Genomic DNA, 22251 nt, shown 5'->3' on the forward strand with positions numbered 1-22251 from the left:
GGCTCGAATCGGCTCCTTGAAATGGGGTCGCGACGGAACTCAGAAAGGCTCGGGTTTGAACGGCTCCGGCTCGACCGGGATGGGCTCGGGCAGCACGGGGGCGACGGTCCCCCAGCATTTGCAGCTCGGGCAATGCCAGTGCAGGGTCCGGGCCTGAAAGCCGCATTTTTCGCATTGATACACCGGCTGACGCATCAAGAGCTGATGGGCAACCGCGTGGGCCACGCGCAGGCGGCGCTGCACGGAGGCCCCGTCCGCCAGCTGCCGGGCCTGCAGGTCGAGCAAACGCTCCAAGGCCGCCAGATCCGCGTAACGCTCAAGATAGTCGGCGAGGAGGTCCAAGGCGGCCTCGACGCCGCGACTGCGCGCGACGAGCTCGCTCAAATTGAGGACCAGCGGCGGGCTCGGATGATGGCATGCAAGCGTTTCCAACTGCCCGAGAATATCGCTGTCGCCTAACTGACGCATGGACTCGATCAAGGCCGGCAGGATCTCCGGGATGTGAGCCGCGCCGCGATCGGCGACGCGCCGAAAGAGCCTGATCGCACGCTGCGGATCACGCGCCTCGAGCGCCATATAGCCCTCGAGCATGACGGCGCGCACGCAGCGCGCGTCCGCCTCTTGAGCCAGACGCAGTTGGAGGTGCGCCGCCGCGCTGTCGCCCTTGCGCCGGGCGTCTTCCGCCAGCTCGCAGTGGTACTGCGCGATCTCGACCGTCATGGAATGCTCGGCGAAGGGCTTGAGCTGCTCGGCGACCTCAAGACACTTGGTCCAGTCACGCTCTTGCTGGTAGATGTCGCGCAGCGCTTGCAGGGCACGCTGGCGGTGCAGGCCCAGCTCGACCAGCTCGCTGAAGAGCCCCTCGGCGCGATCGAGCAGGCCGGCGCGCATGAAGTCCTGCCCTAGCTCGAAGAGGGCGAAACCGCGCAGGTCCGGACTGAGGTTGCGCCGCTCGACGAGGTTCTGGTGGATGCGGATGGCACGATCGACCTCGCCGCGGCGACGGAACAGACTGCCGAGCGCCAGATGCGTTTCAGCCGTCTCGCCGTCCACCTCCGCGAGCTTGAGGAAGGTGTCGATCGCCTTGTCCGGCTGCTCCTCGAGGAGATAATTCAGCCCGCGCAGGAAATCCGGGTGCGTTGGCGTCACACCGTCGATTCTGGAGCGCATCTCGCGGCGCGCGAGCCACCAGCCCGACGCCGCCGCGACGGGCAGGAGAAGGAAGAGCACTTCGATCATCTGGCCGAGAGACCCGTCACGGAACACACCTCAGCGGTCTTGAAGAACACGGCATCCGCAATCGGTCGACGGCATTTCCCCAACCTTTCAGGCACGGCGTTGCATCGAACCGAGCCACGCAAGCTGGTAAGACGAGTGGACAAGGGCGGCACGGCATCAACAAATCTGTTCTCACGCGGCAGATCATACAGGCAAGCTGGCCGCCACGCATGGTCGAGGCGGCTTCGGCTGTTTCGGCGATTGGGGTTTGTCCATCGCCTCGAAAACCCCTACTGTCAGAGAGCACGTCATGGGGGTAGCACCCATCATCCACCCAGAAACACTCGGGAGCCGATCGCATGCATGACCTTGCGGGCAAGACCGTCATCATCACAGGCGCCGCCGGAAACCTTGGCCGCGCGACCGCCCTGGCCTGTGCGCGGCAAGGCGCGACACTCGCGCTCGTCGACCGCGACGCGGCCTCTCTCGCCACTGCGCAGCAGGCCCTTCCGGCGGGGACCGCCGCGAGCCCCTTTGCCGCCGATCTGCTCGATTCGACGCAGGTCAAGGACGTCATCGAGCAGATTCGCAGCACCTTCGGCCACATCCATGTCTTGGCAAACATCGCCGGCGGCTTCAGCATGGGTGCCGAGGTCCACCAGACCTCGGACGAGGATTGGGATTCCATGCTGGCTCTCAACCTGCGCACGGCCCTGAACTGCACCCGCGCCGCGGTGCCTGCCCTCATCGACTGCGGCCAGGGGCGCATCATCAACGTATCAGCACGCGCGGCGACGCATGGCGCGGCTCGGATGGCGCCTTATTGCGTCTCCAAGTCGGCCATCATCACCTTGACGGAGAGTCTTTCGGAAGAGCTCAAGGATCGGGGGATCACGGTGAACTGCGTCCTGCCCGGTACCCTCGACACACCACAGAACCGCAGCGGCATGCCCGACCAGGACCATTCGGCCTGGGTTGCGCTAGAGGCACTGGCGGACGTCATCGTCTTCCTGGCCTCAGGCGCGGCGCGCGGCATCACCGGCGCGGCAATTCCTGTCTACGGTCGTTCTTGAATCCAAGAGTCGTCATGCCAAGAGCCAAATCCAACCCGCTTTGCCGACCTACCTCGCCCGGCCGCTCAGAGGCACTCTGCCGCGCACTGGCCGCCCTCCTGCTGCTCGCGGGCCTATCCTGGGGATCCGCGCGGGCGGTCACGCTCGACACGGAGACCAAGCAGCTCTTGGTCGACGCGGTCGAAGCGGCCGCAGACATGGACCTCTACAACACGCGCTGCCGAGGCGATGTTTCCGGCCGCGGCACGGACAATCTGAACAAGGCCATGGTCGGGAAGCTGCGCACGACCGTCCTCTCGGTGCTGGACGACCTCTTTCCCGAGCACAGCTACCGACGCGCGCAACAGCGACTCGAAGCCGACTTCCTCGTGCGCCTACGCGATATCGGGGGCTGTCAGGGGGCGAAGGATGCGGGGCTTCCCGAGCAGCTGCGCGAACGCTATCAGGAAAAGCTCGACGCCATTCGAGCCCTGCCCTGAGGTCGCGGCGGGTCCTACCCTGGGAGAGACGCCAGCTCTGCGCGGTGCGCATTGACGCACCGCATTCGCCGGCGCGCCTCATCGCGCACATCCGCGACACCGCGGGTCAACACGCCAGTCACTCCCGAAAGATCTCCAGCCCAGAGGCCGCGTAGTTGAGCACCGAGTCGACGGCGAAGGTCGGCGACGTCCGTCCGCCGTAGATCAAACCGGTGGAGGCATCCCACACAGGGCGTCTCACGAACATCCCGCCGATGCCCGTCGGCCCCCGACTGATACCAAAGGCGGTCGAGTCCTTGCTTCCGGTATCCGCATAGAGCCTGGTGCACATCTGCGGCTGATTCTGGTAGTCGCACGCGAAGCTGCTGATGAACAGCATGCCATCGACCAGTTTGTCCGCGACCGTGCAGGCGCCGACGCCCTTGGACAGGAACTCGCCGGCCTTCTGCTCACCCGATTCCCCCTTGGCCAAGGCGGCGGACGGCAGGGTATGAGCAAAGGTCGAGCCGGGATTCGCGTGCTCGACGAGCTGGTCCGCTAAATGGTTGTAGAGGACATCGGCCTGCTCGACGCTGTATGAGTCGGCACGAAACCGCATGAAGGAGCAATAGCTCCCGGTCTCGCCATAGATGAATGAATAACCGACGTACCACTCCGGCGCCGCCATGGACACCGAGGATCCGACCATCAACGTCAACGCTGTGACCGCACATGCAATAGCGCGCATTCGAAACTCCTGAGTCTGTGTTGAACATGAGTCTGTGTTGAACATGAGTCTGTTCTGCGTTGAACAGAGCAAGCACAGACGGCTTCCCAACCCTTCGAGCCCGACCGTTCGGCGCGGGCACCGGTCGCTGACCGAGAACCAACGGGCGGCCGCCAGCTTCATGCCGACCCGCATCGAAACCTGGATCACAGATCATAGCCTCACTGACCGGGCGAGCGGCAAGCGCCCATGCGCGCGGACATCGCCCCCGCAAGGGTCGCCGCTCATCGCCTGGTGGTGCCGTCGAGTAGGCCAGGCGGTCGGATGCAAGGCTGCGTCCCACACGGCATCCGGCTCCTGGGATACACTAACGCGCGACGCTTTCATGCCCCTGGGCAATCCCCAAAGACGCACGAGCCACTGGATGCCGGCACTCCGACTCAGACAGACTCTGCCTGCTATCCTCGCTGTCGCCCTCCTCTGCTCGGCGCCCACGCGGGGCGCGGAAGCGGCCGAGGTCTTTCGTCTCGGCGTCATCAGTGAGCAGCCTCAGGCTCCCGGCCTCATGCTCAGACGGTATCGGAGTATGCGGCAGTATTTACAGGATTGGCTGAAGGATAGCCACATTGACGTCGCTGAAGTCGCTGTCGCGACGGACCTGGATGAAATGCAGCACTGGATCGAGCAGGGACGGGTCGACGCCCTCATGGAGAGCCTGAGCACCACCTTGACGCTGGAGCACAAAACAGGTGCCATCGAACCAGCGCTGCTGGCCTGGCGCAAGGGTCAGCGTGCCTACAGAACGCACTTCTTCGCCCGCACGGACAGCCCCATTCGTCGCCTTGAAGACCTGACGGGGCGCTCCATTGCCTTCGAGTCGCCGCGCTCGACCTCGGCCTTCTTCATACCCAAGTTGAGCATTGAGCACCTCGGCATGCGACTCCGGCCGGCAGAGACAGCGGTCGCGGCGGACGCGGTCGCCTATCGCTTCGCCGGCTCCGAACTCAACCAGGCCTATTGGGTGCAACGCGGCATCACGGATGCCGGTGCCTTCAACGACGGCGACTGGGAGCGCACACCCCAGTCGGTTCGCAAGGATCTGCGGGTCTTCCACACCACGCCCCCAGTGCTCAGATATCTCTGCTCGTTCCACTCACGCCTGAACCCGAGCACGCGTGAGCACGTACAAGCGGCCTTGGTCAAGATGCACGAGGATCCGCGCGGGAAGGCGGCGCTTCAAGACGCCTATGAGATCTCCCGGATCGAGGTCCTGACGGCGGCGGATCAGGCCCAGCTCAAGGCATGGCGCGCCATGATCTCCCGCCTCGACGACTAGCCGATGTTGCGCACCATCCGGGCCCGTCTGGCCTTCAATTTCACCCTGCTGATCGCCGGGCTCATGATCTTCATGCTGGGCCTGACGGCTTGGCTCGGCTACAGCATGGTCAGGGAGCTGCGCCCGCGCCTGCAGAGCACCTTCGAAGAGACCCAGACGCTCAACGCGAAGAACGTCCTGCTCAACAGCGCCGGCTACCTGAGCGAGCATCTCTTACCCTCCCTGTTCCAGGTCGACATCTCGGCACTCAACAAGGAGATCGATCAGGTCAAGGAATGGCTGCCCATTCAATCCTTCATCATCGCCGACCAGCAAAAGCGCATCCTCACCGACGGCAGTCCCGCGAATCGACGCTATGGGCAGCCGCTCAACCTCCCGCAGGAGCCCCTGCCACAGCAGCCCATCCTGGAAAGCGGTCCAGAGATGAACGCGCTGATCTTCACCATCGGGGTCGACGACCGCATTGCCGGCTATGCGGTCGTCACCCTCTCGAACGCGGCACTCCAAGCCTCGCTGAGGATGCTGGACGAACAGGTCACCGCACAATGGGAGAGCACGGGTCTCGCCATGCTGCTGGGCGCCGCCTTCACCTTTCTGCTCATGGCGTTCATCGCCGCCATCCTCGTCTGGCGACTCTCGCGCGCGGTGAGCGAGCCCATTTCGGACATGGTCGCCGCGGCGGAATCCTGCGCCAGCGGCAACCTCGACATCAGCCTGCGGGTACGCAGCGACGATGAACTCGGTCACCTGGCCCAGGCCCTCAACACCATGGCCAAGGAGCTCAAGGTCAGCCAGCGCCGCATGCGCCATCTCGCCAACTATGACAGCCTGACCGGACTGCCGAACCGCCATCTCTTCCAAGACCGCCTCCGCCATGCCTTGCATGCCGCGGACCGCAGTGGTCACCACGTCGGACTGCTGTTTCTCGACCTGGACGGCTTCAAGGCCATCAACGACTCCCTCGGGCACTCGCTTGGTGACGAAGTGCTCAAGCGCGTCGCGGACCGCCTGCGCGAGACCGTCCGCGCCAGTGACACCGTGGCCCGACTGGGTGGCGATGAGTTCACCGTGGTCGCCGAGGGCATTCATGGCCCCCTGGACGTCGAGGGTCTCGCGGACAAGCTCCTCGCCACCCTGGTCACCCCCTACCGCATCCAGGATCACCGCCTGCACCTATCGGCCAGCATCGGCATCACCCTCTACCCCCAGGACGGCACGAGCGCGGACGCACTGCTCCACAATGCCGACAGTGCCATGTATGAGGCCAAGCGCCGCGGCAAGAACGCCTACTGCCTCTTTACGCCCGACATGGACCTGAACGCGCCTGACCGCATCAGCCTAGAGCAGCGCCTGAGCCAGGCCATCGAGGCAGAGGAGTTCGAGCTGCACTACCAACCGCAGATCCATTGCAAGTCCGGCCGACTGATCGGGGTCGAGGCCCTGCTGAGGTGGCGCAATCCGCACGAACTCATCCAACCCGGCGAGCTCATCCCGCTCCTCGAAGACACCGGCCTCATCACACAGATGACACACTGGATCCTGAGCCAAGGCTGCCGCACCCTGGCCGAGTGGCGTGGCGGACGCTTGCCCGGTCTGCGCCTGGCCATCAATCTCTCCAGCCAGCAACTGGCTCAGGCCGACCTGGCCGCGAGCATCCAGGGCGCACTCGCGCAGACGGGTCTGCCCCCCGACGCACTGGAGATCGAGATCACCGAAAACAGCCTGCTCGATGGCGAACGCAGCCACGCGGCCGCCACCCGTCTGCAACAGCTCGGCGTGCGACTCACCATCGACAACTTCGGCACCGGTTACTCCTCGCTCGCCTCCCTGCACAGACTCTGCGTGGACGCGCTGAAGATCGACCGCAGCCTGATCCAAGACATCGCAACCAACGACGACAGCGCCCTCATCACCTCGGCGCTGATCGCCCTGGCGCGACAACTGGGCATCGAAACAGCCGCACAGGGTGTCGAGACGCGAGACCAATGGGCGGCGCTCGATACGCAAGACTGCGACCTGCTCCAAGGCTTCTTCATCAGTGCGCCGCTCCCACGCGAGCAGCTCGAGGATTGGGCGAGCACCTACGCGCACAGGGCCGCGGAGTGGCCGGCCCATCTTCTGACCGAGCCGAAGCAATTCGTCGTCTAAGGCGGATTTCGGAAATGCCCCTGCCCGCGCAACGACCTGCGGACGCTGGCCTCAACAGGCATCCAGCACGGTCAAGAGGTCGCGGATCCGCTCGGCGGCGTGCCGCAATGCAGTGCCATCCTCTCGCGTCACGCTGGGATGCGGGTGCTCGATCCGCGTGGCGATTCGCTGGACGACCGCGCTGTGCGCCTCGATTTGACCGCGCAGCGCGTGCAGCTGCGCGAGCTGAGCCGCAACGGCCGCTCTCAACTCGATAACGGCCTCCTCGCGCTCCAGCGCATCGTTCGACGCGTGATGATCGCGCAGCGCAAGCGCCTCGCGCATGGCGTTGCGCCACCAGTGGTCAAAGGTCGCCTTGTGGTCCGCGAGGGTGTTCAGCGAGATGGCCATCGCCATCACCTCGTCGCGCGGATCCGCGACCGTCGGGATGCGCTCGCGCGGGCTCTCGTGGGTGAGCTGATCCAGAAGACCGGCCATCTCCCGGACCGGACGCACGATGCGCACCGTGAGCAGCGTCGCGAAGAGCGCGCCCAAGGAGGTCGCCAGCGCGGCGATGAGGAGGTTGCGCCGCGCCTGGGCGCGCGAGGACTCGGCAATGCGCTCGCGCATCTCGGCCAGCCGACGGCTCGCCTGCTCGAGATGGCCTTCAACCAGCGGCGTGATGCGCTCGGCGGCCTCATCCATGGCCGCCGTGAGCGCGGCAATCCGTCGATCCTGCTCGACCAGGGCATGAAAGTCGCGCTCATAGTCCGCGACGAGCCGCACTAGGGCGCGCTGCTCATCCGCACCCAGGGCACTCGCGGAGATCTCGCCGCGTAGGACCAGCGCGATGGCCTCCACCATGGAGACGTATTCGGCGTCGCCGCGCAGCAGATAATCCTTCTCCCGCCGGCGCAGCTGCAGCACCTGGGTCTGCAGAGCGGGGATCTGCTGGACGACACGCGCCTCCACCTCATGGGCGGCGTCGCGAAAGGCACCCTGGAGTCCCTGGTTCTCCGTCAGGCCACGGGTCCGCCAGGCCTGCTCGATCTCACCGAAGCGCTCCAGAAACGCCCGTGCCAGCCCTTCCAGCTCGGCGGCGCTCGCCGCCGACGCCGCGTCGATCCGCGCCAGCCCGTCGAGCGCCGCCAGCAGCGCCTCGCCCTGGCGCAGTGCCGCCTGCGCCAGGGCCGGCTCACGGGTGCTCAGAAAACGCTCCTCGGCGCCGCGCATGGCGTTGAGGCGGCTCTCGATGGCAAAGGCATGGGACTGACGTGCGCCATCGACCTCCATGAGCGCCCGGTAGTCCGCCAGGACGCGCTGCAGGCCCCGATGATCGTGCCAAATCACGCCGAGAAAGATGACCACGACCACCCCGAACCCCAGTGCGATCTTCTCACCGATGCGCAACCGACTCGCCCAATGTCTCATTGCGATACCCCCGAAAAGATGACGCTTCCATGACCGTTTTTTGACACACTATCACGCAGCCGATCCCGGCCCGCGGAGCCGACGCGAAGAGACGCTCGACGCGGCCGCTGGCGGCATCCGCGCCCGCCCAGCCAAGACCATGACAAGGTTGCGCCACGCCGATCCGTTCCGTCAAAGAGGCCATTGCCGAATGAAATCCACCAACCCCATCGCCGCCCTCTTCGGCCGCTCGCCATTCAAGCCGATGCAGGAGCACATGCACCTGGTGCAGGACTGCGTCGCGCAGATCCCGGCCCTGATCGAGGCCGCCATCGCTGGCGACACAGCGCGGCTGGAGCAGCTCCAGGCCGCCATCTTCGCGCAGGAAGAACGCGCGGACGACATCAAGGGCCAGATCCGCCTGCACCTGCCGCGCAGCCTCTTCATGCCGGTCGACCGCCGTGATCTGCTCGATCTGCTCAAGCGCCAGGACCGCGTCGCGAGCGCGGCGCAAGACATCGCCGGACTCCTGGTCCAGCGCCGCATCCAGATCCCAGCAGCGATGCAGCCAGATCTCAAGGCCATGGCCGAGCACTGCACCGCGGCCTGCCGCCAGGCGACGACCATCATCGACGAGCTCGACGAGCTGGTGGAAACCGGATTCCGCGGCCGCGAGGCCGCCCGCGTCGAAGGCATGATCCCAGCGCTGGAGCGGCTGGGACAGGAGACCGATACGCTCGGCATGGCGCTCGCCCGCACCCTGTTCGGGCTGGAGAACCAGCTCGATCCGGTCAGCGTCATGCTGCTCTACCAGATCGTGCGCTGGCTCGGGAAGCTCGCCGACAGAGCCGAAAAGGTGGGCGACCACCTGCTGCTGCTCATCGCGCGCTGAGGCGCCCGGTCACCATCACGAACAACTGCCCTCCCCAGAACCACCCATCTTTGGAGTCACCTTGGAAATCATCAACGAATGGGGATCCGTTTTCCTGATCCTCGCGATCCTGTTCGGCTTCTTCATGACCTGGGGCATCGGTGCCAACGACGTCGCCAACGCCATGGGCACCTCCGTCGGCTCGGGTGCCATCACGGTCAAACAAGCCATCCTCATCGCCGCCATCTGCGAATTCGCCGGGGCCTTCATCGCCGGCGGTAATGTCACCTCGACCATTCGCAGCGGCATCATCGACTCCGCGGCCATGGTCGACCAGCCGGAGCTCATGGTCTACGGCATGCTGGCGGCCCTGCTGGCGGCCGGCATCTGGCTGATGCTCGCCTCGGCGCGCGGCTGGCCGGTCTCCACGACCCACTCCATCGTTGGCGCCATCGTCGGCTTCGCCATCGCCGGCATCGGTATCGACTCCGTCCACTGGGGCACAATCGGTCAGATCGTCGCAAGCTGGGTCGTCTCGCCGGTCCTCGGCGGCGTCGCGGCCCTCTTGATCATGCTCAGCATTCGCCGTCTCATCCTCGACGCCGAGAACCCCTTTCGGCAGGCCAAGCGCTGGGGACCGATCTACGTCTTCCTGGTCGGCTGGATCGTCAGTCTGGTGACCCTCTTCAAAGGCCTCAAGCACCTCGATTTCCATCTCACCAGCCTGGAGAGCTTCGGCCTGGCGACCCTGATCGGCATCGTCACGGCGCTGATCGGCAAGTTCCTGATCGATCGCGTGCAGATGGACGAGCGGGCGGATCGCGTCTTCCATTATGCAAGCGTCGAGAAGACCTTCACGCCCATGATGATCTTCACCGCCTGCGCGATGGCCTTCGCCCATGGTTCCAACGACGTCGCCAACGGCATCGGGCCGCTCGCCGCCGTGGTCTCGGTGGTTCAGTCCGGCGGCATGGTCGCTCAAAAAGCGCAGCTCCCGCTGTGGATCCTCACGCTGGGCGGCGTCGGCATCGTCATCGGCCTGGCGACCATGGGCTACCGCGTCATGCAGACCATCGGCACCAAGATCACGGAGCTGACGCCCACGCGCGGCTTCTCGGCGACACTGGCGGCGGCCGCCGTCGTGGTGCTGGCCTCTAAGACAGGGCTGCCGGTCTCGACCACCCACATCGCCGTCGGCGCCGTGATGGGCGTGGGACTCTCGCGCGGCATCGCCGCCCTGGACCTGCGCGTCATCGGCAACATCGTGGTGTCCTGGGTCATCACCCTGCCTGCGGGGGCCGTCTTGGCAGCGCTCTTCTTCTATCTGTTCAAGGCCATTTTTTCCTGAGAAGGGGCGCGACAGGGCGAGCCATGGACAATCCCAAGGCGGGCGACTCAAGCCTGCAACTCGCCCCGGTCGAGGCCCTGGTGCGCAAGCGCGGCGTGCTCGTCGCCCAGGACGTCCGCTACAACCAAATCCTCGTCACCGGCCCGCCCGGCTCCGGCAAGTCCACCCTGGTCCGCCGCCTGGGCGGCTGGCCGGAGGAAGGCTATATCGATCTGTCCATGGATGGCTGGTGGTCGGCGAGATCCCTCGCCTTGCGCCCGCGCGAGGTCCATTTCGGACTTCCCTTCGTGGGACGCAAGGCGGGTCTCTCGCTCTTCGGAGACGAGTGGGCCGAAGCCTGGCGTTCGCTCGAGCTCGATCCCGCACGCATCCGCATCCCACCGGTCAAACGTCACCTGCTGTCCGCGGACTGGCACAATCGCTTTGCCTTCGAGTTCCTCCTGCCGCCGCCGGACGCCATCGTGCGCTATCGCCAGGATCGCGCCAGACGTGGCACGCACCCCATCGATGAGCGCATCGATCCCGACCAGATCGCCGCACAGATCGCGCTCTATACCCGTGTCGCCCTGCACTTCCACCGGCAGGGTATGATCGTTCACATTCGCGAACGGCTAGAGGATCCGCCACAACGGATCGAAGACCATGGCGCAACCGAAACGCATCTCCCGTAAGAGCTTCCTCAAGCGCTTCAGCGACGCAGTCCAGGGCATGGACAACTGTGAAGACGTCGACCTGCGCGGCGCCCTGCGCCTAGGCGGCGAGAAGGTGCGCATCCCGCCGCCCGCCCTGCCCTTGCAGCTGCTGCTCGGCGGCGAGGACGGCTACCGGCTCCATCTCTATCCAGAGTTGCGCTTCGACGCCGACGGCCATTTGCAGCACCAGGGCGACTACCTGCTCGTCGACCCGACCCGCTATTTCTCCGACATCAGCGGCTTCCTGCGCCTTCATCAAGGCGACTCCATCACCCTGGGCCGGCGCGACCCCCAGCAGCGCCTGCTGCTGCGCTACCCCAAGGTGGTCGACGAGCAGCACCTGCGCCTCAAGCTCTCCCACAAGGGTCTCGCCCTGAAGCGCAAATCCGAGCACGCCAGCGCCTGCGTCGCACCGCTCACGGCAGAGGATGTGGTCGGGCGCATGGCGCGCTGGCGGCACACCAAGCTCAAGCGGCTGCACGAGGTGCTCGGCGGCCCGATCGAGCCGATCGACCGCGCCGAGGCGCTGGCGCTCATCTCGCGGGTCATCGAGGTCATGCGGCGCGAGCCCTATCGCGTCGCGAACGGCCATGGCCGCCCGAGCGGTCTGCTGGCCCTGCCCGAGCGGCCCTGCCCCATCTTCGTCGGGGATCTCCACGCCCGCATCGACAACCTCCTGGTCGTCCTCACCCAGAACGGCTTCCTGGAGGCGCTCATGGACGGCAGCGGGATGCTCGTCCTCCTCGGCGACGCCGCCCAGCCGGATGCCCCGGGCGAGGAAGATCAGATGGACACGTCCATGCTCATGATGGACCTCATCTTCCGTCTCAAGCTCAGATTCCCCGAGCGCGTCTTCTACCTGCGCGGCAATCACGACAGCTTCTCGGAAGACATCAGCAAGGCCGGCATTCCCCAGGGACTGCTCTGGGAGCAGGCCCTGCGGGAGCGGCGCGGACGCAGCTACCGCGACGCCATGCAGCAGCTCTACGACCACCTCCCCTACGTTGCCGCATCCGCCGGCTACCTGGCATGCCACGCCGGCCCACCGACCGGCAAGCTCTCCTGGGAGGCACTCAGCGACATCTCCCGTCATCCCAAACTCGCCCACCAGCTGACCCACGTCCGCCTGCGGCGCTCCAACAGCCCCAACGGCTACGGCCCCGGCGACATCGCCCGCATGCGCAAACGGCTCGGCGTCAAGCGCGACACTCCCCTCATCGTCGGCCACACGCCCCTTTCGGATCACGAAAGCTGCTGGATGGACGCCGGCGGCAACCCGCACCACCACGTCCTCTACGGCGCCGCACCGGACTGGGTGAGCGTCATCACCCGATACGACAAAGAGCTGATCCCACTCCTCTACCCCGTCGAGCCATTGCTGAGCGTCTACAACCGCTACGCCCGCGCCGCCGCGCTCGAGCCTGCCTGAGAACCTGCCATGCAGGCGCCGGGGCCGCCGCGCACCTGGCCCGATGCCTCGGTCATCGCCTATCCGCTGACCGTCGCGGTCCGGTAAGTGCCTCGAAGCCGGCGATAACATCGAACAGCTCCTCGTCGATGCCGCTCTGGCGCAGCCGGTGGAAGTTCCCGTTCAGCCTCTCCAGCAAGTCTTCGATGTTCTTGTCGGCGCGCTGCATCGCGGCGAGTCGACTGGCGTTCTCGCTGGCCAGGGACTCGGCGCAGGCGCGAAACAGCGAGACGAACAGATGCTCGCGGATGAGCGCCCGCAGGGTTCCTGTATCGGCGCCGGTGTCGCCCCCGAGGACCTCGGGTAGGTTGTTGGTCGGCCAGGGGGCCTCGGCCAGCAAGCGCCGCCACGGCGCGTCCAACGGCAGTAGCCGCTGATCGACGGGCGTGTAGACGGCTGCGGAGCTGGGTCTGTTGTAGAAGAGGTGGAGCGCGCCGAACTCGCCCTGACGCTGGTGCGTCTCGGTCGCCACCAGGATCTCCGCGACCAGCGCGGTGATCGCCGCGACGGAACTCGGCACGGCGAAGCTGCCGGCCAGCGCCAGGCCGGCGTCCGCCAAGCGCGCCTGAACACGCTCGCCGACCGCCCAGACCCGGAGCTGGCGCCGCGATTCATCCCCCGGCGGATCCGTCAGCCCCGCCAACGTCTTCACCGCATGATCGGCGACCAGATCATTGAACTGGCCCACCAGTCCCTGATCGGAGCCGAAGACGACCGCGCCAATCACGCCCGTATCCGTGTCTTTGGCGTCGCCAGCCAGGACGTCAGCGTTGCCGATACCCCGCAAGCAGACGCTCAACCCCAGCTCCACCGTGCGCGCATAGTCGCCGAGGGCACGCACCGATTGCTCGTATTGATTGATGCTCGATGCGGCCAGCGACTTCATGGTGCGGACGACCGATTGGAGGTCGCCGGCGCTCTGGATCTTGTGGCGCAGGCTGGCGGTGGTGTCGCTCATTGCGCGTCCGGTGTTGTCGCTTACTCTGGCGGTGTCGCGTCCTCTGGCGGTGTCGTCTCCTGCGGAAGCGGTTCGGCCTGGCGACGGCGCTGATCGCGCTGCCGCCCGATGATGCTCTCGATCGCGCCGGTCAGCTTCTCCGTGGCACCCTTGACGGCCTGATCCATGCTGGCCGCCTGGTGCGTCACGGCAACTGGCTGGCGGCCTTCGAGCCGGGCTTCCATCGTGCATTGCTGGTCGTGCCGGCCGCTCTTGTCGGCGTTCTCATCGCTGAGATGGACCACCACGCGCGTGATGCGATCGCTGACACGACTCAGCGCCTGCTCCACGACGCCACTGGCCCAAGTGGTCAGGCGCTCGTGCCCTTCGATATGACGATCGGTATTGATTTGGATCTGCATGCTGTTCTCCTCAGCTTGTTTCAGTTCTGATCTATCCGGACGAACGACGGTGGCGCCGCGACCAGGGCTTCGCGCACCCGCGTCAACCGGTTCGCGAGGCGGTCGCGGTCGTTGATGCCGGACGACAGGGACTTCATGGCGACATCGACGATCTGGCGGATGCCGAAGGCGGCATCCTGCTCCACCGTGCGCTGGCGGCTGTCGCCGCATCCAGGTCACCCGGATCGAGCAGCGTGACCAAGGGCGTGCCCGCAACGACGAAATCCCCGACGCCATGCTCCATCCGCAGCAGGGTCTAGGGCAATCAGGAGGATAGCCAGCACCACCGCATCCAGCACCATCAGGGCGGGGGCGAACCAGAAGCTCGAGCGCATCGATTGCCAGCCATGGCGGAGTTTCATGATCATGCTCGGCGCCCCGTTCGTGATGATTCTCCGCGCTTCGATTCCGTTGACCTGCTGCGATCCGAACGATCAGACCGCAGCCGATGAAGGCAGCCATGCGGCGTCAAGAATCTCCTGGACTGTCCAGGGGCAGGATTCTGGAAAATCGTCGATGCCGGTTTCCTCGGAAGCCTTGGCGACGGCATCCGACCAGACGCCAGACCACCAGTCCGCCTCGCCCAATACGGCTTTCAGACTGGGCGTTTTCTTGATGCAGATCGTCAGCGCGTTGCGCTGTTCCTTGATCGTTCGTTGCCAGCTCTTGCCCTTCCGTTCCGGTTGATGCTGCCATTTCAGCAGGTGGGTCAGGAGGATGGCCATACGGCTGGCCAGCTCGCGTTTTTCGCTCTTGCCCACGTCCTCGATTTCCTCCGCGATGTGCTCGATGTCCAGTTGGGAAAACGCCCCGGCACGTAGCAACCGCGCCTGCTCGTCCGCCCAGGCGATGATGTCGCCCTCGTAGGACTTGATCGACATTCGTACCTCCCAGCGTTGTAGGCGTGACCTGACGATTCGTTCTTACCTGAAGTTTAAGCCAAAGGTAATGACTCGCACGCCGCGGCGCGCCATCCGCGCTAATCGCCCGGTTTGGGATCGGAGTCAGGCTGGGGCTGGAACCCCACGAGCGCTCCACGCCCGATGTCGACGATGGTTTGACGATCCGCGTCGCTCAATGAATCGGCGCTCACCAGCCGCTCGCTGACATCCTCCGGGATCTTCGCCGCCGCCTCCTGCACCGCTCGCTCGGCGTCGGCCATTCGCTCCAGCGGCACCGCGTCGAAGAGCCCGGCGGTCAGGGCCAGCAGGATGGCGATCTGCGCGGGCATGGACACCGGGGCGAATTCCGGTTGCTTGAGACAGGCGCGGATGCGCCGCCCATGCGCGATACGTTGGCGGGTGTCTTCATCCACGCGGGCACCGAAGCGGGCAAAGGTTTCCAACTCCTCGAACTGGGCGTAGGCGAGCTTCAGATCCCCCGCCACGGCGCGGTAAGCGGCCCGCTGCGCCTTGCCGCCGACGCGCGAGACGGATTGGCCGACATCGACCGCGGGCAGCACACCCAATTCAAAGAGCGACGGTGAGAGATAGATCTGCCCGTCGGTGATGGAGATGAGGTTGGTTGGAATGTAGGCGGAGATGTTCTGCGCCTCGGTCTCGATGATGGGCAGCGCGGTGAGCGAGCCCCCGCCAAGGTCTTCGCGCAGGCGCGTGGCGCGCTCCAGCAGGCGCGAGTGGATGTAGAAGATATCGCCGGGAAAGGCCTCGCGACCGGGTGGGCGGCGCAGCAGCAAAGAGAGTTCGCGATAGGCGCGCGCGTGGTGGGTGAGGTCGTCATAGACGATCAGCACGTCGCGGCCTTGCTCCATGAAGTGCTCGGCGATGCTGGTCGCGGCATAGGGGGCGATGTAGGTGAGTCCCGGCGCGTCGTTGCCCTCGGTGAGCACCACCAGGGTGTACTCCAGCGCACCCTGTTCCCGCAAGGTGGCCAGCGTCTTCGCGGTGGCGGACGCCCGCTGACCGATGGCGCAATAGACGCACAGCACATCCTGGCCGCGCTGGTTGAGGATGGTGTCGATCGCGATGGCGGTCTTGCCGGTCTGGCGATCACCGAGGATCAGCTCGCGCTGGCCGCGCCCGATGGGGATGAGGGCGTCGATGACCTTGAGCCCGGTCTGCAGCGGAATGGTGACGGGCGCGCGGTCCATGATGGCTGTGGCGGGGCGCTCGATCGGCAGGCGCTTGCTGGTGGTCAGCGGCCCCAGGCCATCGAGCGGTCGCCCGAGCGGGTCGATGACGCGCCCCAGCAGACCCTCGCCGACCGCCACGTCCATGACCCGACCGGTGCGCTCGACCATATCGCCGGCGTGCAGTTGCCAGTAGTCGCCGAGCAGGACGACGCCGATCTCATCCGGGTCCAGGTTGAAGGCGATGCCGAAGACCTCGCCGGGAAAGGCCAGCAGTTCCTCGAAGCCGACGCTGGTTAGGCCGGAGACCTTGGCGATGCCGGTGGAGACCATTTTGATGGTGCCGATTTCGCGTGGCTTGAGCTGAGGCGCGAAGTTGTCTCTTGCCTGGCTGATGGCGGCAAAGGTTTGGTCGAAGAGGGGTTGGAGGGTTGCTGGCATGGTTGGCTCTTGGGGACTTTAAGGACTTCAAGGACAACAAAGACTGCAAGGACCGCTAGCCTCGATTGTCTTTGTTGTCCTTGAGGTCTTTGTAGTCTTTAAGAGCTTGAAGGACTGCAACGACAACTGAGCCAATCGGCCCTTGATGTCCTTGGGGTCTTTGTTGTCTTTGTTGTCTTTGAAGTTTTTGCAGTCCTTAGAACTCACCGCCCTCTCCCACGCTGTCGATCACGCTCATCAAGTCGCGCCCTGGTCATGCGCTCACGCATTCCGCCTTCCTCAACAAACGCCTTCTCAAGCGCCTGAATCTGCCGACTCAAGAGCAGGCTAGTCACCCGAATCAATCCGATGATGACGTTGGCGCAGATGGCCGGGTCGGGGTGCTCGACGCCCTTACGAAAAGTCTCATAGGTGGCGCCATGAATCCGGTTCAGCTCACGTAGCCGAAGCGCGTAGGGATGCTCCTTGGGCCACTCCGCAATCCCACGCACGCGCAGGAAGTCGCGATAGTCGGCCAGCAGTTCCTCCAGGCTGGCGCGGGCGACATTGGTCAGCTTGATCTCCATCTCCTTCGAGGTGCCGGATGCCATGCTGCCCTCGATGATGTTCTGCTTGCCGGACCGGGCGGCCTGCACCATCTGGTCGTAGGTGCGGTCGCGCTTTTCGACGAATCGTTGACAGAAATGGACTGTGGCGTCGTAGACGATTTCGGCCTTTTGATAGGAGAGCAGGTTCTTGTAGCCGCCGTGGGTTGAGATGAAGCCGGTGGGCATGGGGTTGCTCCTTGGTTTAAGCGTGAAGGACTCCAGAGACATCAAGGACTACAACGACAACTGAGCCAATCGGTCCTTGAAGTCCTTGGGGTCTTTGTTGTCCTTAAAGTCTTTGTAGTCCCAGGAGTCCTTGAAGTCATCAAGAGCCACACAGCAACTCAGCCACACCCTGCTCCAGTGACCCCAGATACTCCTTAATGCTCCAGGCGATCTTCTGCCCATTCACACTCAGCTCGACCCCACCTGCCAGATCCGGCGCGGTCTCAAACCGAACTGGAACCTCGGTTTCAAAAGCGCTGTTGAGGGCCGCCTGGATCACCGCGCGCTGGTCATCCGGCAGATCAAATGCGCTGCGCACACGCACCAGGTCAGAGTTCGTCTTCAGCGCCTCGGCAAACAGGGCATGCGCCTCGCCATCCATCGCCCCCAGGCGCTCGATAAACACCGCGACCAGACGCTCTTCCAGACTCACCCCTGCGAGATCCGTCAGGGTCTTGCGCGCAATCGCGAAGACCTCCTGCTGAGTTCGCTGCCGTAGGGCCTGCTTGAGCTGATCGGCTTCCTGTCGCAACGCCTCCTGCCGCTTGGCACGCAAGGCGTCGGCGGCCTGCCGGGCCTCGTCGAGCAGACGCTGGCGTTCAGACTTCGCCGCGTCCGTCGCCTGGGCCAAGAGCGCCGCACGCTGCGCGTCGAACGCCTGGTTCTTCTGGTAGAAGATCTTGCGCTCCTGCCGGGCCTCGGCGCGTTTCGCGTCGGCGTCCGCCAACTCCGCGGCGATGCGCTGCTCGCGCGCGTCGATGGCGTCGAGGATCGGGCGATAGAGAAAGCGCTTCAGCAACCACACCAGGACCAGAAAGTTGATCACCTGCGCGCCGACGGTGAACCAGTCGATGAGCATGGCCTACTTCCCGGCGACCTGGGCGATGGCGAGGTTCCAGAAGGGATTGGCAAAGATGAGGATCATCGAGACCACGAAGCAGTAGATGGCCGTGGACTCGATCATCGCCAGACCGACGAACAGGGTCCGGGTGATAGTGGCCGAGGCGTCGGGCTGCTGCGCCAGTGCGGTGAGTGCAGTGGCGACGGCGCGCCCCTCGCCAAGCGATGGTCCCACGACGCCGAAACTCGTGGTGAGGCCGGCAGTGACGATCGATGCCACCGCGATCAGGGTCAGGCTATCCATGGTGTGTCCTCCGCTGAGTCTGTGGGTGTCTCACGGCTTGGGCGCCGGCTTTGGTCTGCGTGTCTGCGTCGCCGCCGCGATATAGACCGCAGCCAGGATGCTAAAGATGTACGCCTGCACCATCCCGGTGAGCAGGCCGAGCGCCGTCATGAGAATGGGAAAGAGGAAGGGTGTGATGGTGAGCAGGATGGCGATGATCATCGCCCCGCTCATCATGTTGCCGAACAGACGCACCGCTAGGGCCAGGGTGCGTGAGACCTCGCTGATGATGTTGAACGGCAGCATCATGAAGGTCGGTTCCATGTAGGACTTGAGATAGCCGCCGAGGCCCTGGTCCGCGATGCCGAAAAAGGGCACGGCCACCAGCACGCAGAGCGCCAGCGCCGTCGTGGTCGAGAGCGAGCCCGTCGGCGGCTCATAGCCGGGGATGATGGTAGCCAGGCTGGCCGCTGCAACAAACAGAAACAGGGTGCCGAGAAAGCCGAGATAGGTCCGCGCGTCGCGCAGTCCGACCTCCAGAATCTGTTTCTCGATGCCGGTAACGAGGACCTCCAGTAGGTTCTGCCAGCGCGACCGGCTGAGATCCCGGGACAGTTTGCGCGTGACCAGGAGCGAGCCGACCACCAGCACGAGCATCAGCGCCCAGGTGAAGACGATGGTCGCGTTGAGCTTGAGAAAGCCGTACTGCCAGAAGATGATCTCATCTGGACTCAGGCGCATGATCGACCTCCTTCGTGATGCTTGGCGGGCTGCTGAGTCGCAGCACGACAAAACGCGCGCAGATAACGCCGAGCAGACCAGCCAGCAGGCGCTCCCAATGACCGCCGGAGACCAGGTACAAGCCGACCAAAAGCAGGCTCATCCGCGTTAGCAGGCTGCCCAACAGCCACAGCGCCGGCCTGGGGGACGCCAGGCTTTTGCGCAGCGTCCACCAGAGTCCGCCGAAGAACATGGCCCCGAGTCCCATTCCCGCGACCCCGGCCAGCACCAGTGTCAGACTGTCAGTCATCACGATCCTCCTGGTCTTCTTCGCGCATCGCCCGCTCTTCCTTGGCGACCCAATGCCAGGCATTGAAACAGCCAAGCGTGAGCCCGCCCACCAGCAGCGCCAGCGTCCATGAGTGGGTGCCCGGATGCTGTTCGTCGAGCCACAGCCCCAGCGCCGCGCCGAGCAGCGTCGGCACCACCACGGACCAGCCGATCAGTCCCATCATGCCGAGGCCGAACCAGACCCCCGGCGTGGGATTGCGCCGCGCCTTGAGCTTACGCGCGGCCTTGTCGCCGATCTGTCCGGCAAGGGTCGGAGCCCTGTCCGAGGGCTTGTTGTCTGGAGACTCAGTCATGGTGCAAGCTCACGAAACGGTGCAGAAATCCGGATTCCAGTTTCGCCATTACCGCGCGCATCTCCTGTTCGCGCGCGTCCAGGATCAGAAACTCCTGCTCCACCGTCGCGCGCAATTGGCCGAGGTCATTGCCGCGAATCGCCCGGCGCACCGACACCAGCACCTCAGCGCCGGTCTTGACCAGCACCCCCTCATCCACGGCCAGGTAGACCTCGCCCTCGGCGGCGGTTTCGTAGATCAGAATCCCCGGCGCGAGCGCCGCGACACAGTCCAAGCGACGCGGCAACAACCCAAAGGCGCCGTCCGGCGTCTCCGCGACAATGCGTGTCACCCCGGTGACCTCCGCAAAGACGCGAAACGGCAACAAAACTTTCAAATTCATGACGTCTTCTCCTCGTCCCTGATGTCCTTGTCGTCCTTAACCTTCGCCTCATCCACCCCCCCAATCATATACAGCGCCCTCTCAGGCACATCCCCAAACTCATCCCCCAAAATGCGCTCGCAACCATCCAGCGCATCGGCCAGGCTCACAAGCTTGCCGGTCAGGCCAGTAAAGCGTTCAGTCGTGAAAAAAGGCTGAGTCAGAAAGCGCTCCAGCCGCCGAGCACGGGCGACCAGCTTGCGATCCTCCGGCGACAGTTGCTCCAGGCCCAGCATGGCGATGATGTCTTTCAGCTCCGCGTATTGGGCGAGGGTGCGCCGAATCTCCTGCGCCAGGGCGTAATGCCGTTCGCCAACGATGCCCGGCGTCGCCATCCGAGAGCTGGATTGCAGCGGGTCGATGGCCGGATACAGCCCTTCGCCCGCGCGTTTGCGCGAGAGCACGATGGAGGCGGAGAGATGTGAGAAGGTATGGACCGCAGCCGGGTCGGTGAAATCGTCCGCTGGCACATAGACCGCCTGGATCGACGTAATGGCACCGGCATCGGTGTTGGCGATGCGCTCCTCCAGCCCCGATAGCTCCGTCCCCATGGTAGGCTGATAGCCCAGGCGCGAGGGCATCTGACCCATGAGGCCGGAGACCTCCATGCCGGCCTGGATGAAGCGGAAGATATTGTCCATCAGCAGCAGGACATCGCGCTGCTCGTCGTCACGAAAATACTCGGCCATCGTCAGCGCCGCGTGGCCGACGCGAAAGCGGCTGCCCGGCGGCTCGTTCATCTGCCCGAAGACCATCACCATGTTCGGCAGGACGCCGGCGTCCCGCATCTCGCGATAGAGCTCCTCGCCTTCGCGACAGCGCTCGCCGATGCCGCAGAAGAGACTGACGCCGGCGTGATGCCCGATCATGTTGTGGATCATCTCGGTGAGCAGCACGGTCTTGCCCACGCCCGCCCCGCCGAACAGCCCCGCCTTGCCGCCGCGCTCCAGCGGGACCAGCACATCGATGACCTTGATCCCGGTCTCGAAGACCTCGGACTGGGTCGAACGCCGCGCCAGGGGTGGCGGGGCGTGATGCACCGAACGCCATTGGATCTCGGTGGGTGGCGGCTGGCGGTCGATGGCGTTGCCGAACACGTCGAACATGCGCCCGAGGATGCCTTTGCCCACCGGTGCCATCAGCGGCCCGCCGCTGTCCTCCACCCACATGCCGCGCGCGAGCCCCTGGGTGGGTGTCAGGGCGATGCCGCGCACATGATGGTCATCCAACTGCGCCAGTACCTCGATGCGGATCTGGCCTTCCGACCCCGCGCGCAGCAGCCGATAGATCGCGGGCAGCTGCGTCTCGAAGCGCAGATCCACCACGCTGCCGCGCACCGCGATGACCAGGCCGCGATTGGCGACTGGGGTGTTCTGGTCCGTGCTCTGATCCACAGCGGCTCCCGATGCTGGCGCCTCAAGCGGCGCATGATTTTGTGATTCAAAGCTCCCTTCCAGGGGGCATGACGCCTGGGAAAGAGATGCCCCCTTCCGTGCGGTTTCGCCCAACTTAGCCGGGCACGGATCGAAACATGGTCAAACTCCACTCAGGGCATCAGTCACAAGTTAAGGGATTGTCTTTCGTGTCAAGTGCAAAGCAATGGGGTTGGAGTTTTCTGGCACGCTGGCTTGCGCGGTCTTTTGATGATCCCCAGGCTGCGGGCTTCCTCGGCCAGATACTGGATCGGGTCGGTCGTGGGATCGCGCTGCATCTCTGCGACCACGAAATACAAGCTGCGGTAGACCATCTCCATCGACAGCTCGGCGAAGGGACGTTGCAGCGCCTCGGCCACGGCATCGGTCAAATCGACGAGGACGGCATAGAGGATCCAGGTGCTCCACAGTTGCAGCGCCACGGCGTTCTGCGCTCCGCCAT

The 22251-nt window shown here is 64.9% G+C and carries 24 protein-coding genes and 1 pseudogene; 8 read left to right on the forward strand and 17 right to left on the reverse strand.

What is annotated here, in order from left to right:
• Positions 1–39: 39 nt before the first annotated feature.
• The gene (gene lapB, locus CKO23_RS00770; RefSeq protein WP_200327829.1) at positions 40–1239 is read right to left on the reverse strand and encodes a lipopolysaccharide assembly protein LapB; all 1200 of its coding nucleotides are present in this window, start codon (positions 1237–1239) and stop codon (positions 40–42) included.
• Positions 1240–1577: 338 nt separating this feature from the next.
• Between lapB and CKO23_RS00775 the strand changes: the two genes are divergently transcribed.
• Entirely contained in the window at positions 1578–2291 is a 714-nt protein-coding gene (locus CKO23_RS00775) for an SDR family NAD(P)-dependent oxidoreductase (RefSeq protein WP_200327830.1), read from the forward strand.
• Between the two features lie 14 nt (positions 2292–2305).
• Entirely contained in the window at positions 2306–2770 is a 465-nt protein-coding gene (locus CKO23_RS00780) for a hypothetical protein (protein ID WP_242482131.1), read from the forward strand.
• Between the two features lie 118 nt (positions 2771–2888).
• Here CKO23_RS00780 and CKO23_RS00785 read toward each other — a convergent pair whose 3' ends face one another.
• A complete protein-coding gene (locus CKO23_RS00785) occupies positions 2889–3497 on the reverse strand; it encodes a hypothetical protein (protein ID WP_200327831.1) in 609 nt (202 codons plus the stop codon).
• Between the two features lie 403 nt (positions 3498–3900).
• Between CKO23_RS00785 and CKO23_RS00790 the strand changes: the two genes are divergently transcribed.
• Positions 3901–4812: a phosphate/phosphite/phosphonate ABC transporter substrate-binding protein gene (locus CKO23_RS00790; protein ID WP_200327832.1), complete on the forward strand. Its 912-nt coding sequence runs from the start codon at positions 3901–3903 to the stop codon at positions 4810–4812.
• A gap of 3 nt (positions 4813–4815) precedes the next feature.
• Positions 4816–6960 (forward strand): EAL domain-containing protein, encoded by a 2145-nt coding sequence (locus CKO23_RS00795; protein ID WP_200327833.1) that lies wholly within the window; start codon positions 4816–4818, stop codon positions 6958–6960.
• Between the two features lie 51 nt (positions 6961–7011).
• On the opposite strand, the gene CKO23_RS00800 is transcribed toward CKO23_RS00795, so the two are convergent.
• Positions 7012–8370: a hypothetical protein gene (locus CKO23_RS00800; protein WP_200327834.1), complete on the reverse strand. Its 1359-nt coding sequence runs from the start codon at positions 8368–8370 to the stop codon at positions 7012–7014.
• Positions 8371–8560: 190 nt separating this feature from the next.
• Here CKO23_RS00800 and CKO23_RS00805 point away from each other — a divergent pair, with 190 nt between their 5' ends.
• From CKO23_RS00805 to CKO23_RS00820, 4 genes are all read left to right on the forward strand, one after another.
• A complete protein-coding gene (locus tag CKO23_RS00805; protein ID WP_200327835.1) occupies positions 8561–9241 on the forward strand; it encodes a TIGR00153 family protein in 681 nt (226 codons plus the stop codon).
• Between the two features lie 61 nt (positions 9242–9302).
• Positions 9303–10568, forward strand: a complete 1266-nt coding sequence (locus CKO23_RS00810; protein WP_200327836.1) for an inorganic phosphate transporter — start codon at positions 9303–9305, stop codon at positions 10566–10568.
• Between the two features lie 23 nt (positions 10569–10591).
• Positions 10592–11239: an ATP-binding protein gene (locus CKO23_RS00815; protein ID WP_200327837.1), complete on the forward strand. Its 648-nt coding sequence runs from the start codon at positions 10592–10594 to the stop codon at positions 11237–11239.
• Positions 11211–12689, forward strand: a complete 1479-nt coding sequence (locus CKO23_RS00820; protein ID WP_200327838.1) for a metallophosphoesterase — start codon at positions 11211–11213, stop codon at positions 12687–12689. The genes CKO23_RS00815 and CKO23_RS00820 overlap by 29 nt, the downstream gene beginning before the upstream one ends.
• Positions 12690–12741: 52 nt before the next feature.
• On the opposite strand, the gene CKO23_RS00825 is transcribed toward CKO23_RS00820, so the two are convergent.
• The 14 genes and pseudogenes from CKO23_RS00825 to CKO23_RS00890 all read right to left on the reverse strand — a co-directional run.
• Positions 12742–13686 carry a F0F1 ATP synthase subunit gamma gene (locus tag CKO23_RS00825; RefSeq protein WP_200327839.1) on the reverse strand — a complete coding sequence of 315 codons (945 nt, stop codon included), beginning with the start codon at positions 13684–13686 and terminating at the stop codon, positions 12742–12744.
• Between the two features lie 20 nt (positions 13687–13706).
• On the reverse strand, positions 13707–14087 hold the full coding sequence (locus tag CKO23_RS00830) for an HPF/RaiA family ribosome-associated protein (RefSeq protein WP_200327840.1): 381 nt from the start codon (positions 14085–14087) through the stop codon (positions 13707–13709).
• A 20-nt stretch (positions 14088–14107) separates the two neighbouring features.
• The gene (locus CKO23_RS25405) at positions 14108–14272 is read right to left on the reverse strand and encodes a DUF2254 family protein (RefSeq protein ID WP_346014537.1); all 165 of its coding nucleotides are present in this window, start codon (positions 14270–14272) and stop codon (positions 14108–14110) included.
• Positions 14273–14560: 288 nt separating this feature from the next.
• A complete protein-coding gene (locus tag CKO23_RS00840) occupies positions 14561–15007 on the reverse strand; it encodes a DUF29 domain-containing protein (protein ID WP_200327841.1) in 447 nt (148 codons plus the stop codon).
• A 98-nt stretch (positions 15008–15105) separates the two neighbouring features.
• Entirely contained in the window at positions 15106–16656 is a 1551-nt protein-coding gene (locus CKO23_RS00845) for an alternate F1F0 ATPase, F1 subunit alpha (protein ID WP_200327842.1), read from the reverse strand.
• Positions 16657–16859: 203 nt separating this feature from the next.
• Positions 16860–17429 (reverse strand): four helix bundle suffix domain-containing protein, encoded by a 570-nt coding sequence (locus CKO23_RS00850; protein ID WP_200327843.1) that lies wholly within the window; start codon positions 17427–17429, stop codon positions 16860–16862.
• 139 nt (positions 17430–17568) lie between these two features.
• Positions 17569–18327: a F0F1 ATP synthase subunit delta gene (locus CKO23_RS00855; protein ID WP_200327844.1), complete on the reverse strand. Its 759-nt coding sequence runs from the start codon at positions 18325–18327 to the stop codon at positions 17569–17571.
• A gap of 3 nt (positions 18328–18330) precedes the next feature.
• On the reverse strand, positions 18331–18612 hold the full coding sequence (locus CKO23_RS00860; RefSeq protein ID WP_200327845.1) for a F0F1 ATP synthase subunit C: 282 nt from the start codon (positions 18610–18612) through the stop codon (positions 18331–18333).
• Between the two features lie 30 nt (positions 18613–18642).
• Complete coding sequence (locus tag CKO23_RS00865; RefSeq protein WP_200327846.1) at positions 18643–19332, reverse strand: F0F1 ATP synthase subunit A; 690 nt, start codon at positions 19330–19332, stop codon at positions 18643–18645.
• Positions 19313–19621, reverse strand: coding sequence for an ATP synthase subunit I (locus CKO23_RS00870; protein WP_200327847.1), 309 nt, complete (start codon positions 19619–19621; stop codon positions 19313–19315). Before CKO23_RS00870 ends, CKO23_RS00865 begins: the two co-directional genes overlap by 20 nt.
• On the reverse strand, positions 19614–19955 hold the full coding sequence (locus tag CKO23_RS00875; protein WP_200327848.1) for an AtpZ/AtpI family protein: 342 nt from the start codon (positions 19953–19955) through the stop codon (positions 19614–19616). Before CKO23_RS00875 ends, CKO23_RS00870 begins: the two co-directional genes overlap by 8 nt.
• A complete protein-coding gene (locus CKO23_RS00880) occupies positions 19948–20337 on the reverse strand; it encodes a F0F1 ATP synthase subunit epsilon (protein ID WP_200327849.1) in 390 nt (129 codons plus the stop codon). The genes CKO23_RS00875 and CKO23_RS00880 overlap by 8 nt, the downstream gene beginning before the upstream one ends.
• The gene (atpD, locus tag CKO23_RS00885; protein WP_200327850.1) at positions 20334–21770 is read right to left on the reverse strand and encodes a F0F1 ATP synthase subunit beta; all 1437 of its coding nucleotides are present in this window, start codon (positions 21768–21770) and stop codon (positions 20334–20336) included. Before atpD ends, CKO23_RS00880 begins: the two co-directional genes overlap by 4 nt.
• A gap of 191 nt (positions 21771–21961) precedes the next feature.
• Positions 21962–22251 (reverse strand): annotated as a pseudogene (locus CKO23_RS00890) (hypothetical protein); the annotation flags it as partial.

The organism is Thiocystis violacea, assembly GCF_016583565.1.
Classification (GTDB): domain Bacteria; phylum Pseudomonadota; class Gammaproteobacteria; order Chromatiales; family Chromatiaceae; genus Thiorhodococcus; species Thiorhodococcus violaceus_A.

Coding starts and splice junctions, on each gene's coding strand:
- lapB (WP_200327829.1), bottom strand. CDS start 1,239: ATGATCGAAGTGCTCTTCCTTCTCCTGCCCGTCGCGGCGGCGTCGGGC.
- CKO23_RS00775 (WP_200327830.1), top strand. CDS start 1,578: ATGCATGACCTTGCGGGCAAGACCGTCATCATCACAGGCGCCGCCGGA.
- CKO23_RS00780 (WP_242482131.1), top strand. CDS start 2,306: ATGCCAAGAGCCAAATCCAACCCGCTTTGCCGACCTACCTCGCCCGGC.
- CKO23_RS00785 (WP_200327831.1), bottom strand. CDS start 3,497: ATGCGCGCTATTGCATGTGCGGTCACAGCGTTGACGTTGATGGTCGGA.
- CKO23_RS00790 (WP_200327832.1), top strand. CDS start 3,901: ATGCCGGCACTCCGACTCAGACAGACTCTGCCTGCTATCCTCGCTGTC.
- CKO23_RS00795 (WP_200327833.1), top strand. CDS start 4,816: ATGTTGCGCACCATCCGGGCCCGTCTGGCCTTCAATTTCACCCTGCTG.
- CKO23_RS00800 (WP_200327834.1), bottom strand. CDS start 8,370: ATGAGACATTGGGCGAGTCGGTTGCGCATCGGTGAGAAGATCGCACTG.
- CKO23_RS00805 (WP_200327835.1), top strand. CDS start 8,561: ATGAAATCCACCAACCCCATCGCCGCCCTCTTCGGCCGCTCGCCATTC.
- CKO23_RS00815 (WP_200327837.1), top strand. CDS start 10,592: ATGGACAATCCCAAGGCGGGCGACTCAAGCCTGCAACTCGCCCCGGTC.
- CKO23_RS00820 (WP_200327838.1), top strand. CDS start 11,211: ATGGCGCAACCGAAACGCATCTCCCGTAAGAGCTTCCTCAAGCGCTTC.
- CKO23_RS00825 (WP_200327839.1), bottom strand. CDS start 13,686: ATGAGCGACACCACCGCCAGCCTGCGCCACAAGATCCAGAGCGCCGGC.
- CKO23_RS00830 (WP_200327840.1), bottom strand. CDS start 14,087: ATGCAGATCCAAATCAATACCGATCGTCATATCGAAGGGCACGAGCGC.
- CKO23_RS00840 (WP_200327841.1), bottom strand. CDS start 15,007: ATGTCGATCAAGTCCTACGAGGGCGACATCATCGCCTGGGCGGACGAG.
- CKO23_RS00845 (WP_200327842.1), bottom strand. CDS start 16,656: ATGCCAGCAACCCTCCAACCCCTCTTCGACCAAACCTTTGCCGCCATC.
- CKO23_RS00850 (WP_200327843.1), bottom strand. CDS start 17,429: ATGCCCACCGGCTTCATCTCAACCCACGGCGGCTACAAGAACCTGCTC.
- CKO23_RS00855 (WP_200327844.1), bottom strand. CDS start 18,327: ATGCTCATCGACTGGTTCACCGTCGGCGCGCAGGTGATCAACTTTCTG.
- CKO23_RS00860 (WP_200327845.1), bottom strand. CDS start 18,612: ATGGATAGCCTGACCCTGATCGCGGTGGCATCGATCGTCACTGCCGGC.
- CKO23_RS00865 (WP_200327846.1), bottom strand. CDS start 19,332: ATGCGCCTGAGTCCAGATGAGATCATCTTCTGGCAGTACGGCTTTCTC.
- CKO23_RS00870 (WP_200327847.1), bottom strand. CDS start 19,621: ATGACTGACAGTCTGACACTGGTGCTGGCCGGGGTCGCGGGAATGGGA.
- CKO23_RS00875 (WP_200327848.1), bottom strand. CDS start 19,955: ATGACTGAGTCTCCAGACAACAAGCCCTCGGACAGGGCTCCGACCCTT.
- CKO23_RS00880 (WP_200327849.1), bottom strand. CDS start 20,337: ATGAATTTGAAAGTTTTGTTGCCGTTTCGCGTCTTTGCGGAGGTCACC.